The following is a 13,806-nucleotide window of genomic DNA, read 5'->3' as shown; positions in this document are numbered from 1 at the left end:
GGTGGGTTTCATCCGAGCCGCCCGCCTAAACGCAGCCCAGCGCACGTGCGAAGGCTTGGCCTTGCACATCACCAGGCTTTGTAAAGGCATAGACTTCCCGTCCTTGCCACAAGGCGACCTGCGTCAGGATATGTGCCGCGGCGCCGAAACCGTATAGCCCTATACGCCGGGCATGGCCGGCCATGCGGAGCGACCGGTATCCTATAAGCCCCGCGCAAAGGAGTGGCGCGGCTTCTGCATCGGAAAACTCTTTCGGTATCGGAAGGCAGAACGCAGCATTGGCAATGCAATGGGTGGCAAAGCCCCCGTCCCGGGTGAACCCAGTGAAGAGGGGGTGATCGCAGAGATTTTCCTGTCCCGCGTGGCAGTAGCGGCATTCTCCACATGTGCGCCCAAGCCACGGTACGCCGACACGGTCTCCAGCGGCGAAGTGTGACACGCCCAGCCCGCTGGCAAGGACATGACCAACGATCTCGTGGCCGGGGACGATCGGCAGATGATCTCTTATGTCCCCGTCGATAATATGAAGATCGGTGCGGCATACGCCGCAGGCAGATATCTGGATGAGAAGCTCCCCCGCGCCCGGCACCGGCGTTTCCCGCTCGACGAACTGGAGCGGGCCACCAACCTCCTGAAGCTCCATCGCCCGCATGCGCTGCCGATCTACGGATTGAGGCTGGCGCGAAGCAGGATGAGCGTTGAGTCTCCGGGATACTGCTCCGCCTTGAACCCCATCTCGCGCTCGAGCTCGATCGCCTGATGATTTTCCCGGCTCTCGATCGATTCCAGCGACTTGAAGCCGCGCGCCTTCGCCCAGCGCGCGGCATGCTCCAGCAAAGTCCAGCTGATGCCCTTCTTCTTGTAGTCGGCCCGGATCGACAGCGCGACTTCGGCCTGCTCCTTCTTCTCGTCTCCTGCGACCATTGCCGTGGCGATGATCGTGCCGCTCGCCGGATCGACAGCAAGAAAATTCTCGGTCCGGTCGTGATCGACATCCACCATCATCTCGAGCAGCTCTTGTCCGACTGTGTTGAGGGCCGTCAGGAAGCGGAACCGCAAATCTTCGTGGGCGACATGGGTGAAGAATTCGCCGAGCGCGGCCTCATCCTCAGGACGGGTAGCGCGGACATCAAACGCGGCGCCGCTGCGCGCCGTCAGCCGTGTGACTTCCGCGTGCGCGGATCGTTGCTGCAGATCGGCGGCCATGGCGCGACTCCTTGTTGGCGAATGGCGTCATCCTCGCTCGGCCCTCTTCGCCCCGTAATAAGTAATCAACCTGATCGGTCTGCGAGCGCGTTGTCTTTATGACGGTTCTGAGATTGACGGAGACGAATGGTGGGCGAGGCGAGCCGTATCGACTGCGTGGCGCTTCGCGCGAAGGTGACGACAGCCCAGGAGGCGGCATCGCTGATCCGGTCCGGCAGCACGGTCGGCATGAGCGGCTTTACGGGCTCCGGCTATCCAAAGGCCGTGCCACTCGCCCTCGCCGCCAGAATCGAGGCTGAGCATGCCAGGGGCAATCCCTTCCGGGTGCGCGTGTGGACCGGAGCATCCACCGGTCCCGAACTCGACGGCGCACTCGCCAAGGCTGGCGGCATCGAGTTCCGCCTCCCCTACAATAGCGATCCGATCGCGCGGGAGATGATCAATCGCGGCGAGATGGAATATTTCGATATGCATCTGTCGCAAGTTGCGCCCATGGCTTGGCAGGGCTTTTTGGGACCGCTCGACACCGCGGTTGTTGAGGTGTCCGGCATCCGGCCAGACGGTGCCCTCATCCCATCCTCGTCGGTCGGGAACAATAAGACATGGCTCGACCGCGCTTCGCAAGTGATCCTGGAAGTAAACAGCTGGCAGAACAGCGCGCTCGAAGGGATGCACGACATCTATTACGGCACGGCCTTGCCTCCGCACCGGGTTCCAATCCCGCTCGTGCGCCCCGACGACCGTATCGGCGAGCCCTATTTCCGCTGCGATCCCGAAAAGATCGCGGCTATCGTCGAAACCAATGCCCCGGACCGGAATCTGCCGTTCAACGCTCCGGACGAGAAAGCGCGCCATCGCCGATCATCTGCTTGATTTCTTCCGGCACGAAGTAGCGAAAGCCCGGCTTCCCAAGTCCCTGCTGCCGATCCAATCGGGCGTCGGTAATATAGCCAACGCCGTGCTCACGGGCCTTATCGACGCGCCGTTCGACGCTATGACCGCCTATACGGAGGTGATCCAGGACGACATGCTCGATCTCCTCGCAGTCGGAAAGCTGCGCATGGCCTCCGCCACGGCCTTCTCGCTGAGCCCGGAAGCGGCAGCGACGCTCAATGCGGAAATGGCGCTGTTCCGCGACAGGATAATCCTGCGGCCGCAGGAGATGAGCAACCATCCCGAACTCATCCGCCGCCTCGGCTGTATCGCGATGAATGGAATGATCGAGGCGGACATTTACGGTAATGTGAACTCGACCCACATCATGGGATCCCGCATCCAGAATGGCATCGGCGGATCGGGCGATTTTGCGCGCAACGCTTATGTGTCGATCTTCATGACCCCCTCGACGGCCAAAAACGGCGATATCTCAGCCATCGTGCCGCAGGCGAGCCACGTCGATCATATCACCCAGGACGTGCAGGTGATCGTCACGGAACAGGGCTTGGCAGACCTGCGCGGCCTTTCGCCCAAGCAGCGCGCCGAAGCGATCATCGATACGTGCGCCCATCCCGATTACCGTCCGATGCTCCGCGATTATTTCCGCCGGGCGCGCAAGCATTCCTACGGCCAGCAATCACCCTCCCTCCTCTCTGAAGCTTTGTCCTGGCACCAGAGGTTCGTCGAAACCGGCAGCATGCGCCCCTGACCCGTCCCGGTAATTTCCTTATATTTTCACGGAGAGGGCGGACGCATCGTTCGTTTCGCGGGCACAATCGCGCACGAGGAGCCAGGCTGTGCGGATGACGAACTTGATACTCGCTGGCCTCTCGATGCTCATTGGAGCCGTCGAACCAGCATCAGCTCAGGAAAGCGGCGGGCCGTCACCGGATTTCGTGGCCATGCAATTCCAGGATTGGGCCGTGATTATCACGCCTGGCGCGAGCGAAGCGGGAACCTTGAACCCGGCGGGTAACGCCCTTGGCTTCGTCTGCGGGCAGCAATGCGTACACTTCCTCGACGTTCAGGAGGAATGCCGCGACGGCAGTTCTTATCGAGCAGTCGCAAACGTGGATGACCGGCGCTTCGACCTTGGCCTCACCTGCCATCCGCTGGAGGATCGGAAAATCTTCATAATCGATATGTCGCCCGCCTACCTGACGGCCTTGTCGGAAAGCCCTTCCCTCACTTTCGACATCGCATTGGACAAAGGCCGCAATACTCAGGCGGCCTTTTCTCTCCTCGGATGCAACGATGCCGTGCATTTGGCAGCTGAGGCGGTCGTGGCAGAGGGGCCGGCGCAGGGCCCCTAAGTAACATCCCGCACTGACAATCCTGCCCGAGCTCTGACAGTTCAGCATGGAGAGGACGTCTTATGACAAACATGCTGTGGTTCAAAGATGTCGGGATCAGCGATGTGGCTGACGTAGGCGGCAAGAACGCATCCTTGGGGGAGATGATCCGAAGCCTCTCGTCACACGGGATCCGGGTGCCCACCGGCTTTGCCACTACTGCCTCGGCCTATCGGGACTTCCTGGACGGCAACGCCTTGTCGCCCTTCATTCTGACGGCACTCCGCCGGTTCCAGGAGGGCGCGCTGTCGCTCCGGGACTTCGGTGTGCAGGTGCGCGAGCGGATTCTTGCCGGACGCTTCTCCCCAGCGATGGAGATGGAGCTCAAGTGTTTCTACGCAGCATTGTGCCGCGAAACAGGGATCGCCGACGTGGCGGTTGCCGTCCGCAGCAGCGCAACCGCGGAGGATTTGCCGGACGCAAGCTTCGCGGGGCAGCAGGAAACCTACCTCAGCGTTCGGGGAGAGACCGCGCTCATTGACGCTTGTCGCCGATGCTACGCTTCCCTCTTCACCGACCGCGCGATCACCTATCGAGAGATAAAGGGGTTCGACCACCTACAGATCGCCCTGTCCGTCGGCATCCAGCAAATGGTGCGGACCGATCTTGGCGGGTCGGGTGTGATGTTTACCGTGGACACCGAAACCGGCTTTCCCAATGCGGTGGTGATCAGCGCCGCCTGGGGCCTTGGCGAAACCGTGGTTCAGGGCACGGTCGACCCCGACAAATATATGCTGTTCAAGCCTTTTCTCGATCGCCCCGCCATCGCGCCACTGCTGGAGCGTAGTCTCGGCGTGAAGGCGATCAAGATGGTCTATGGGGAGACGGCGGCGGAACGCACCCGCACAATTGAAACGACAGACGCGGAGCGGTCCGCCTTCGTCCTGCCCGAAGACGATGTCCTGACGCTCGCTCGCTGGGGCGTCGCGATCGAGCGACATTATGGCCGCGCCATGGACATCGAATGGGGAAAGGATGGAGAGACGGGCGCACTGTTCATCCTCCAGGCCCGGCCGGAGACGGTACACGCCGCCGCATCCGGCTCCTCCTTCGACGTCTATGCCCTGAAGGATAAGGGAGAGATTCTTGTCACAGGTTCCGCGGTTGGATCGGGCATGGCGGCGGGCGAGGCCTGCCTGCTGAGAAGCTCCGCTGATGCCAGCCGCTTCCGCGACGGCCAGATTATCGTCGCCGATGCCACGAACCCCGATTGGGTGCCGCTGATGAAGCGCGCCGCCGGAATCGTCACCGATCATGGCGGCCCCACCAGCCATGCGGCGATCGTTAGCCGCGAGCTTGGCCTTCCGGCGGTGATCGGCACCGGCCAAGCCACCCGCCGCATCGCCGACGGCCAGCCGATCACCATCAGTTGCGCCGAAGGCGAGAGAGGCGCCGTCTATCAGGGCCTGCTGACATTCGAGCGGCAGACTGTTGAGACGGCGAAGCTTCCTGATCCCGGCGTCGAAATCATGGTCAACATGGCCAATCCCTCCGCCGCATTTCGCTGGTGGCGGCTTCCAGCCAAGGGCGTCGGGCTGGCGCGGATGGAGTTCATCATCAGCGGGATCATCAAGCTTCATCCGATGGCCGCCGCCCATCCCGAGCGGCTTTCGGCGGAGGATGGGGAGACGGTCCAGCAACTGGCGCTTAACCATGCCAGCCCGGCCGACTATTTTGTCGAGACGCTGGCCGAAGGCATCGCCAAGATCGCCGCGCCCTTTCATTCCCATCCCGCCATCGTCCGCCTGAGCGATTTCAAATCGAACGAATATGCCGGCCTCACCGGTGGCGGCGCGTTCGAGCTTGGGGAGGAGAATCCGATGCTCGGCTTCCGGGGCGCGTCCCGTTATTATGATCCGCGCTACAAGGACGGCTTCGCGCTGGAATGCCGGGCGCTGAAGCGGGCGCGAGAGCGGCTGGGCTTTTCCAACATCGTCGTGATGATCCCCTTCTGTCGGACCGTCGGGGAAGCTGACCAAGTGCTCGCCGTCATGGCGGAGAACGGCTTAGCGCGCGGCAAGGCGGGGCTTCAGGTCTATATGATGTGCGAAATCCCGTCGAACGTGGTGATGGCGCGGGAGTTTGCGCGCCGGTTCGACGGCTTTTCCATTGGGTCCAACGACCTCACCCAGCTCGTCCTCGGCGTCGACCGCGACTCGGCCGAACTTGCGAAGCTGTTCGACGAGCGGGACGAGGCGGTAAAGCGCATGATAGCCTCGGCTATATCCGCCGCCCATGAAGCGAGGATCAAGATCGGCATTTGCGGACAGGGCCCGAGTAATCATCCGGACTTCGCCCGCTTTTTGATCGACGAGGGCATCGATTCCATCTCGCTCAATCCCGACAGTTTCGTGAAGACCGTGGAGGCGATGGCCGGGATGCGGAACGATGCTGTTCCGGTGTCGCGGTTCGCTTGATGAGCTTTCCTCATTGCGAGGAGCGTAGCGACGAAGCAATCCCTAGGTTGCAGCCCGCGTCGATATCGCTGGTGGCGCTGAATGAGGAGCCTCGCCCGAGCGGTCCGTCAGTTCGACGCCCTGACCTTTACACCATCGGCCACCTTGTCACTGGGGTGGATAATGACGGTCTCGTCCGCTTCCAGGCCGCCTTTTACTTCGCCGAACGCGTCGGTGATATGACCGATACGAACGCGGCGAAGCTTGGCTCGCCCCCCCTCGACCACGAACAAGGCCCAGTCACGTCCTGACCGGAACAAGGCGCTGACCGGCACGCGCAGCGCGTCCCGAGCCGACCAGGTCGCGATCCGCACGGTGGTCCGGTAACCATGGCCGAGCCGGGAGAAGGCGCTTCGGGGCTCGGCGAAGTCGATGACCGCGTTCACCCTCTGCTCCTCCACACCGAGCGCCGAAAATTTTGTGAAGCCGAACGGTTCGACAAGTCGCACCCGGCCCTTCAGCGGCCGTTCCCCGCCCCAGGCGTCGATTTCGACCGGCGCTCCCGCTTGCACTTGGACAGCGTCGCTGGACAGGAGATCACTGACGATTTCCAGGCGAGAAGGATCGCCGACCTCGACCAGCGGTGTGCCGGCAAGGACGACGCGGGCGCTTTCCTGCGGGACCGTGAGGACATAGCCGGGTACCGGCGACGTGACAGCGACTATGCCGCGCCTCTGCCGCCCACCGCCGGGCACGATCAGCGCGGCGTTCGCGGCGGCGAGTTTTTCCGCCGCCGCCCCAACCATGTTCCGGCTTTCCGAAACGGCTGCGGCGTTGGCATCCCGCGCGGCGCGCGCTTCGTCGAACTGCGCGCGCGAGGCGAAGCCGCGATCCGCAAGATCCGCGATCCGGCCGAATGTCCGCTCCGCCGCCACAGCGCTGGCCTGCGCGTTCGCGACGCGCGCGCGCGCGGCGGCGAGCTCGGCCTCGGCCGCACGGACATTGGCCCGCGCTTGGGCGAGGCTGCGGGCGTCGAGCGGGGCTGGATCGGCGGGGACAATCCGGGCGAGTATCGTCTGGCCGGGAACGACCTTCGCGCCGGGTTTGAGCGGCACGCGCTGCGCCTCGCCCGCGACGGGCGCTGACACGACATAAAGGTCGCGTACCCGGGTTTGGCCCAGGTCACTGACCGTGACCACCAACGGTCCGCGCGACACCTGACCCACCTCCACTTCCAGCGCCGGCGTGCGCAGCGCGAAGAGGGTGGCGACGGCCACCGCCAACAGAACGAGGACGGTGATGATGCGCGGACCGGTAAGGAGCTTCGTCTTCACGGCCTCACTCCCGCGTTTTGAGCGCACGGATGAGGTCGAGACGATCAACCCGCGTCCGGATGACAAGCGCGGTGATGGCAGCCGCGGCGCCGACGATCAGCACTCCATCCGCCATTGTGCTGGCGTTCATGCCGAACGGTATCGTGTAAAGGTCGGCATGGCCGTCTCCCGCCGTGCTGTAACGCTGCGTAATATAGCGCGACAGGCCGATCCCGAACAGAATGCCGAGCGGGAGGGAGGCAAGCACCAGGATCGCGAGTTCGCCAAGCAACACGAAAGCGGTTTCCGCTCGTCGAAAGCCCAGCACCCGGAGCGAGGCGAGATCGCGCGCGCGCTCGGCAAGGCTGATCCGCGCGCTGTTATAAACGACCCCGACGACGATCAGGCAGGCAAAGCCGGTGTTGAACATGGTGACGATGCCCATATTCTGCGCGATCGTGTCGCGAAGGCTCTGGACGGTGGCCGCAAAGCTCGTGACATTGGCAACGAACGGAGTTCCCTTAAGCGCTGCATAAAGCGCCGGAAGCTGATTATCGTCGACCAGCAGATAGGCGCCGGAAATGCTTCGCCCCTCAATAAGCAAGCGGTTGAGCACCGCACGGTCGATCGTCGCCGATGATCCGATCGGGCTTTCGATCACCCCCATAACCGGGATGTCGAGAACTGGTCGGTCGCCCTCCGTCACTTCCGCGCGCACGATGTCCCCTGGCCCGACCTCAAGCTGCTCGGCCAGCCGCCGCGACAGGATGGCACCTGCGGGAGGAGGCTCCACGAGCGCGCCGTTAATGTCGATCAGGCGGCGGAGATTGGCTCCCGCGTCGGCGCTGCTCAGCCCTTCGCGCTCCTCGTGTTGCGCGGCGATCAGGCGCGCCGCGGTCGCGCGGAACGGCTCGACGCGGATCACCCCCGGCAGGCGGCTCAGGGAATAGAGCGCGCCTTCATCCCGGGCCTCGGCGAAGGAAACGATGATGTCGGCACGCTGGGATTTGCCGAAAATAAGGTCAATCATCCGCTCGACATTGTCCGTTGCGCTCGCCGAAGCGATGTAGAGGCCGAGGGCAAGCGCGAGCCCCGCGACAGTGAGGCACGACCGCAGGGGTCGGCGGAGGAGTCCACGCAAGATCATCCGCGTGGGTTCGTCCGGCCCGAGGCGGCTGGCAACCGCGACCAGGCGTCCCGAGAAGTCGGGCGGCAACGGCGGGCGCATCGCTTCGGCGGGGGCGAGCCGCGCGGCCCGCCGCACGGCGAGGGCCGAGCCCGCCAAAACCGCTGCGAGCGTCACCCCGGCCGAGACTAGATATACGTCGACGCCCGCCCGAAATTCCAGAAACGGAAAGGTGAAGAAGCGCTGATAGAGCGTGGACAATTCCCGCCCCAACCAGGTGCCGAGAACGGCGCCGAGCACCATGCCGCCCGTCGACAGGAGCAATGCCAGGCCCGCATAATGGCGCATGACGTCGCGTCTGCGATAGCCGAACGCTTTCATCAGGCCGATCACTTCCCGCTCCGTATCGACAAGGCGCGCGAGCACGATGTTGAGGAGGAAGGCCGCGACGCCAAGGAAGATGGGCGGCAATATTTCCACCGTCGTGCGGAGCTGGCTGATCTCGTTCGTCACAAACCGGTTCGAAATCTGCTCGTCCCGTCCATAGGCGCCGCCCCCACCATAAGGCTCGAGCAGCAGGTCGAGACGACGGATCACTTCTGCCTCGCTTGTGCCCGGCTCCAGCCTGACCATGGCCTCGTCGAATGCATCGGTAAGGTCCAGCATCGCGGCTAGCGGTTCGCGGTTCATCCAGAGAATGCCGAAACGGCGATTGTCCGGGAAAAGCTGACCCGGCGGCACGGCATACACATATTCGGGCGACAACACGGTGCCGACGAGACGAAGCTCCACCTGCTTGCCATAGAGGAGCGTGGTGAACGTATCGCCAAGAGCCAAGCGGGCGGCGACGGCAAAGGCTTCGCTGGCGACGGCCTCGTCGGGGCGGCCCGGCTCCGGCAGGCGACCGCTGCGCAGCACGAGCCGGTTGAGCGATGGCTGACCTTCCGGTGGCAGAGCAAGAACGCGCGCCGCGACCGGCTCCACTATTCCGGGAATGTCGAGAATGGCCCCGGCACTCACACGGCTTTCGGCCACCGAGATGCCGTCGATCGCCCGCACCTCCGCCATTACGCTTTCCGGCGCGCGCTTCAGTGGGGCGAAAATGTCGGCGAAACGGTAGCGATCGTAATAGGCCTCGCGCGTCGCTTCCAGTGAGCGGATCATGCCAAAGGACATGACTGCCATGCCGACCCCGGCCGCGATGACCAGCGCGATGGCAAAAGATTGTGCTCGAAGCCGCCAGAGATCCCGGAACAGCTTCCTTGTCAGCATGGAATGCGGTGCGATCACCAGCGAAGCTCCGTTACCGGCTTGCGCGCCTTATTCCGCCTGCGTCCGGCGATCTGGCCATCGCCGAACAAGATGACCTCGTCGGCCATGTCGGCAATCACCGCATTGTGGGTGATAACCAGGCTGGTGGTGCCAAGTGCCTTGTTCACCTCCTCGATCGCCGCCAACACGCGTGTTCCGGTCGCGCTGTCCAATGCCCCTGTCGGCTCGTCGCAAAGCAACACCCTGGGCTGCTTGGCGATGGCGCGGGCGATAGCCACCCGTTGCTGCTCGCCACCTGAAAGCTGAGATGGGAAATGGTCGAGCCTTGCCTCGAGCCCGACCAGCCGGAGCGCCTCGGCTGGATCGAGGGGATTCTCCGCAATTTCGGTAATCAGCGCTACATTTTCCCGCGCGGTCAAAGATGCGATCAGATTGTAGAATTGGAAAACGAAGCCGACGCTTTGCCGTCGATATTCCGTCAGTTGATCCTCGTTGCAGGCGGTGAGATCGAGATCGTAGAATAACACTTGTCCCGCCGTCGCCGTGTCCAGGCCGCCGAGAATATTGAGCAAGGTTGACTTGCCGGAGCCGGAAGAACCGAGGAGGACCGCCATCGTCCCTTCCTCGATCGTGAGGTCTACGCCTCGGAGCGCGTGCACGATACCGGCACCGCTGCCGTAGGTCTTCGTGAGACCTTCCACCCTGTAGACCGCCGCCATCCTTTTTCCGATCGAGCCGAGGACAACCGAGGCTAGGCAAGGAAGAAACGGCGCCCAATCCGTAACATCCCGGATTTGTCGGGCTCGCCTCCCGGTCGATCATGACCGCAGCAGAGTCGCCTCAATCACAAGGAGAGAGCCATGAAGGTCAAGAATATCATGACCCCGTCTGTCGAAACGATCGGCCCTACCGATACAATCGTCGATGCCGCCAAGATGATGGGGGAAATGGACGTCGGCGTCCTGCCCGTCGTAGATGGCGGATTGCTGGTGGGGATGGTGACCGATCGCGACATCGCCATTCGCGGCGTCGGCGCTGGGCTGCACCACGGTACGCCGGTGATGCGTGTCATGTCCGAAGATGTCGAAACCTGTATGGAAGATGACGATCTGGAAGACGTCCTCGACCGCATGGGAGACGAGCAGATCCGCCGTATGCCGGTCACGACCAAGGATGGCGCGCTGATCGGCATCGTTTCGATCGGCGATGCCGCACGCGAGGGCGACGATGAAGAGGATGTCGGAGAGGCACTGAGCAGCATTGCGCGACCCTCTGGCCGCCACTGCCAGACGATCCCGGCATGAGCGTGCGCGGAGAAGGTATGTTTTCCCACATCCTTCTCCCCCTCGACCTCGACGAGCCGAGTAGTTGGCGCAAGGCGCTGCCGGCAGCACTCTCTCTTACCCGCAATTTCAGCTGCCGCCTCACCCTCTACACCGTCATCAGCAATCCCGATGCCGCGGAAGCGGCGGAATGGTCGGCGATCGGCTATCGCGAATTCGTCTCCGTTACCGAAGCGCGGCTGTCGAACCTCGCCGCTGAAATTGAGGACGCGCCGGGCGTGTCAACCCGGGTCGGCCGAGGCAGTGTTTATAGGAGCATCGTTGAAGACGCGCGGGTGATGGGGGCCGACCTAATCGTCATGTCGGCCCACCGGCCGGAGATGAAGGACTACCTGCTCGGCGCCCATGCCGCGCGCGTGGTCCGTCACGCCCATTGTTCCGTCTTCATCGTGAGGGAATGAGGTGCGGCGAACGCTGCCCACCGACCGACTAACGCTCCTCCAGACCGATCCGGCAGCAGGATTGACCGAGGAAGAGACGGCGAAGCGGCGCGCACGCTTCGGAACCAACCGGATCGCGGAACGCCCGCCTCATTCCGGCACAGCATTGGCGCGGGATACGGCTCGCGACCCTATGATCTGGTTTCTCCTTCTGACCGGGCTGCTCTTCATGATGGTCGGCGACTATCGCGACGCCTGGATTCTGGCCTTTGCCGTCGTCCCCCTCGTCGGAATGGATTTCTTCCTTCACCGGAGGGCGGAAGTCTCGATCGAGGCGCTCGGAAGCGTCCTTGCTTCCTCCGCCCTCGTCATCCGGCAAGGCGAAAAGCGACTGATCTCTGCCGAAGATCTGGTGCCCGGCGACGCTATCTTGCTAGAGGCTGGCGCGTCCTTCCCCGTCGACGGTCTCATCCTCTTAAGCGAGGGAGCAAAGGCCGATGAATCGGTCCTGACGGGCGAGGCTGAACCTGTTGGCAAGGCGCCGGTCCAGACCGGTTGGACGGCCAAGCCCACCGGCGGAAGCCTGTCGGATGAAAATTGGGCTTTCGCAGGCGCGCGTCTGTTGACCGGGAAGGCTGTCATGATAGCCATTTTTACCGGCTCAGACACCCTTTATGGCCAGATCGTCCAGACTGCCGTTGCGGGCCCTGCGGGCCAGACGCGGCTTCAAAAGGCCGTATTGGGCCTCGTCCGCATCCTGCTGGGCGCTGCTCTCGCCCTCTGTTTGCTGCTCGCGGCGGTCCGGCTGTGGCAGGGTTTTGGGCTTATCGATGCACTCATGAGCGCCGCCACCCTGGCGGTCGCCGCAATACCGGAAGAATTCCCGGTCGTCCTCACCTTCTCCCTGGCTGCCGGGGTTGTCCGGCTCGCACGGCGGCGCGCGCTGGTCCGGCATGCCATGGCGGTCGAGAATATCGGCCGCGTATCGATCATATGCACCGACAAGACGGGCACAATCACCGAAGGGAGGCTGAGCCTTTCATCTGTGACGCCCGCAGCCGGATATAGCCGCGCCGACGTCCTGAAGTCCGCGCTTATGGCGGCGCAGAGCGGCGCCCAGGATCCCCTGGACGATGCGATTGCGGCGCAGGCGCCGCCTCTCGATTCCTCATGGTCCCTGCGAACCTCTTATCCCTTTACGGAAGGTCGTCGTCATGAAGCGGCATTCTGGATTGGTCCTCGGGAGGCTCGCATCATGCTCAAGGGTGCTGCCGAAGATGTGATTGCGATGTGCAAGCTTAGCCCCGATGAACGCCAGCGTTGGCTCGCCGAAGTCAGCAAGGCGGCCAGTCGGGCGGAGAAGGTGATTGGCTGTGCATCTCAAAGTCTGCCCTCCAGTCCTCTAGCCGAACCGGCGGGCGGCTATCACTTTGTCGGCCTTCTTGGCTTCTCCGATCTCCTGAAGTCCGGTGCCAAGGAGGCATTGGCACGTGCACGCCAGTTCGGCGTGAGAGTGGTAATGGTGACGGGCGATCACCCGGAAACCGCCGCGGCGATCGCCCGAATGGCAGGGTTCCCCGAAGACTCCAAGGTCATGACCGGAGACCAGCTGACGGCGAATAGCGTCTCAGGAGCCGCTGACATCTTCGCGCGGGTATCGCCAATTCAGAAAAAGCAGATCGTCATCGCACTCCGGCAGCCCGGCGAGGTCGTAGCGGCAACGGGGGACGGCGTGAATGACGTTCTCGCCTTGCGAGAGGCGGATGTCTCCATCGCCATGGGCCTCACGGGCACCCGTAGCGCACGTGAAGTGGCAGACATCGTCCTCCTCGACGATAATCTCGGAACGATTATCGACGCAATCGCGGAGGGACGGCAGCTTTTCGCCAACCTGAAGCGCAGCTTCGCCTTTTTGCTGATGATCCATATACCGCTCGTTTGCTCGGCGGCGGTAATTCCATTTTTCGGCTATCCCTTACTCTACCTGCCCATTCACATCGTCTGGCTGGAGCTGCTCATTCATCCGGCCTCGATCCTCGCATTTGCCGACAAGTCGACCGAAGAGCCCGTGCCCTTCCCGGGCTCTACCTTCTTTTCAGCGCGGGATTGGGCGGTCATTATCAGCACAGGCACCTTGGTAACCGGCGCCGTCATTTACGCTTTCCTCAGTAATCTTGACAGGCTGGGGATCGAAGCGGCGCGATCTAGCGCGCTCGTTTGCCTAACCGCCGCATTAGGCGCCGTAACACTATTCCTTTCGCGTCGAAGCATCGTTTCGATGGCGATAATCGCCCTGACCTGGCTCTCGTCCAGCTTGTTATCGATCCCCGGCTTGGCGGACTTGCTGCACGCGGCTCCGCTCCCGCTCGGAGATTGGCTGCTCGTCTTTGGCATAGGCGTGCTCGGATCCATGCCTGCACTAGCCAAAAGAAACCAATAATGCGCTAATCGGTTCGAGGCGTTCGTGGCCTCAGTAGCGCGA

General features: G+C 63.0%; 10 protein-coding genes and 1 pseudogene. 6 read left to right on the top strand and 5 right to left on the bottom strand.

Annotated features, from left to right (window positions below):
• Positions 1 to 25: 25 nt before the first annotated feature.
• The gene (locus C7I56_RS12775; RefSeq protein ID WP_342587687.1) at positions 26 to 652 is read right to left on the bottom strand and encodes an alcohol dehydrogenase catalytic domain-containing protein; all 627 of its coding nucleotides are present in this window, start codon (positions 650 to 652) and stop codon (positions 26 to 28) included.
• Between the two features lie 11 nt (positions 653 to 663).
• Positions 664 to 1,206 carry a GNAT family N-acetyltransferase gene (locus tag C7I56_RS02545; protein WP_106638961.1) on the bottom strand — a complete coding sequence of 181 codons (543 nt, stop codon included), beginning with the start codon at positions 1,204 to 1,206 and terminating at the stop codon, positions 664 to 666.
• 126 nt (positions 1,207 to 1,332) lie between these two features.
• Here C7I56_RS02545 and scpC point away from each other — a divergent pair.
• The 3 genes and pseudogenes from scpC (at position 1,333) to ppsA (ending at position 5,911) form a co-directional block, all read left to right on the top strand.
• A pseudogene (gene scpC / locus C7I56_RS02540) lies at positions 1,333 to 2,851 on the top strand (succinyl-CoA:acetate CoA-transferase ScpC).
• 94 nt (positions 2,852 to 2,945) lie between these two features.
• Positions 2,946 to 3,455, top strand: a complete 510-nt coding sequence (locus C7I56_RS02535) for a hypothetical protein (RefSeq protein ID WP_158702966.1) — start codon at positions 2,946 to 2,948, stop codon at positions 3,453 to 3,455.
• Positions 3,456 to 3,517: 62 nt separating this feature from the next.
• The gene (gene ppsA / locus C7I56_RS02530; RefSeq protein WP_106638959.1) at positions 3,518 to 5,911 is read left to right on the top strand and encodes a phosphoenolpyruvate synthase; all 2,394 of its coding nucleotides are present in this window, start codon (positions 3,518 to 3,520) and stop codon (positions 5,909 to 5,911) included.
• A 107-nt stretch (positions 5,912 to 6,018) separates the two neighbouring features.
• Here ppsA and C7I56_RS02525 read toward each other — a convergent pair whose 3' ends face one another.
• Genes C7I56_RS02525 through C7I56_RS02515 form a run of 3 tightly spaced genes read right to left on the bottom strand, consistent with a single transcriptional unit; the run spans position 6,019 to position 10,320 of the window.
• Positions 6,019 to 7,224, bottom strand: coding sequence for an efflux RND transporter periplasmic adaptor subunit (locus C7I56_RS02525; RefSeq protein ID WP_106638958.1), 1,206 nt, complete (start codon positions 7,222 to 7,224; stop codon positions 6,019 to 6,021).
• Between the two features lie 4 nt (positions 7,225 to 7,228).
• The gene (locus C7I56_RS02520) at positions 7,229 to 9,619 is read right to left on the bottom strand and encodes an ABC transporter permease (RefSeq protein ID WP_158702965.1); all 2,391 of its coding nucleotides are present in this window, start codon (positions 9,617 to 9,619) and stop codon (positions 7,229 to 7,231) included.
• Positions 9,616 to 10,320: an ABC transporter ATP-binding protein gene (locus C7I56_RS02515; RefSeq protein ID WP_106638956.1), complete on the bottom strand. Its 705-nt coding sequence runs from the start codon at positions 10,318 to 10,320 to the stop codon at positions 9,616 to 9,618. Before C7I56_RS02515 ends, C7I56_RS02520 begins: the two co-directional genes overlap by 4 nt.
• Positions 10,321 to 10,461: 141 nt before the next feature.
• Here C7I56_RS02515 and C7I56_RS02510 point away from each other — a divergent pair, with 141 nt between their 5' ends.
• From C7I56_RS02510 to C7I56_RS02500, 3 genes are read left to right on the top strand one after another with little or no spacing between them, the layout of a single operon-like run.
• The gene (locus tag C7I56_RS02510) at positions 10,462 to 10,905 is read left to right on the top strand and encodes a CBS domain-containing protein (protein WP_106638955.1); all 444 of its coding nucleotides are present in this window, start codon (positions 10,462 to 10,464) and stop codon (positions 10,903 to 10,905) included.
• Positions 10,902 to 11,345 carry a universal stress protein gene (locus C7I56_RS02505; protein WP_106638954.1) on the top strand — a complete coding sequence of 148 codons (444 nt, stop codon included), beginning with the start codon at positions 10,902 to 10,904 and terminating at the stop codon, positions 11,343 to 11,345. Before C7I56_RS02510 ends, C7I56_RS02505 begins: the two co-directional genes overlap by 4 nt.
• A gap of 1 nt (position 11,346) precedes the next feature.
• The gene (locus C7I56_RS02500) at positions 11,347 to 13,764 is read left to right on the top strand and encodes a cation-translocating P-type ATPase (RefSeq protein ID WP_106638953.1); all 2,418 of its coding nucleotides are present in this window, start codon (positions 11,347 to 11,349) and stop codon (positions 13,762 to 13,764) included.
• Positions 13,765 to 13,806: the final 42 nt, after the last annotated feature.

Source organism: Allosphingosinicella vermicomposti (assembly GCF_003012815.1).
Taxonomy (GTDB): Bacteria; Pseudomonadota; Alphaproteobacteria; order Sphingomonadales; family Sphingomonadaceae; genus Allosphingosinicella; species Allosphingosinicella vermicomposti.
The sequence above is the reverse complement of the archived record's forward strand: the minus strand, read 5'-3'. Positions and strand labels throughout refer to the sequence as shown.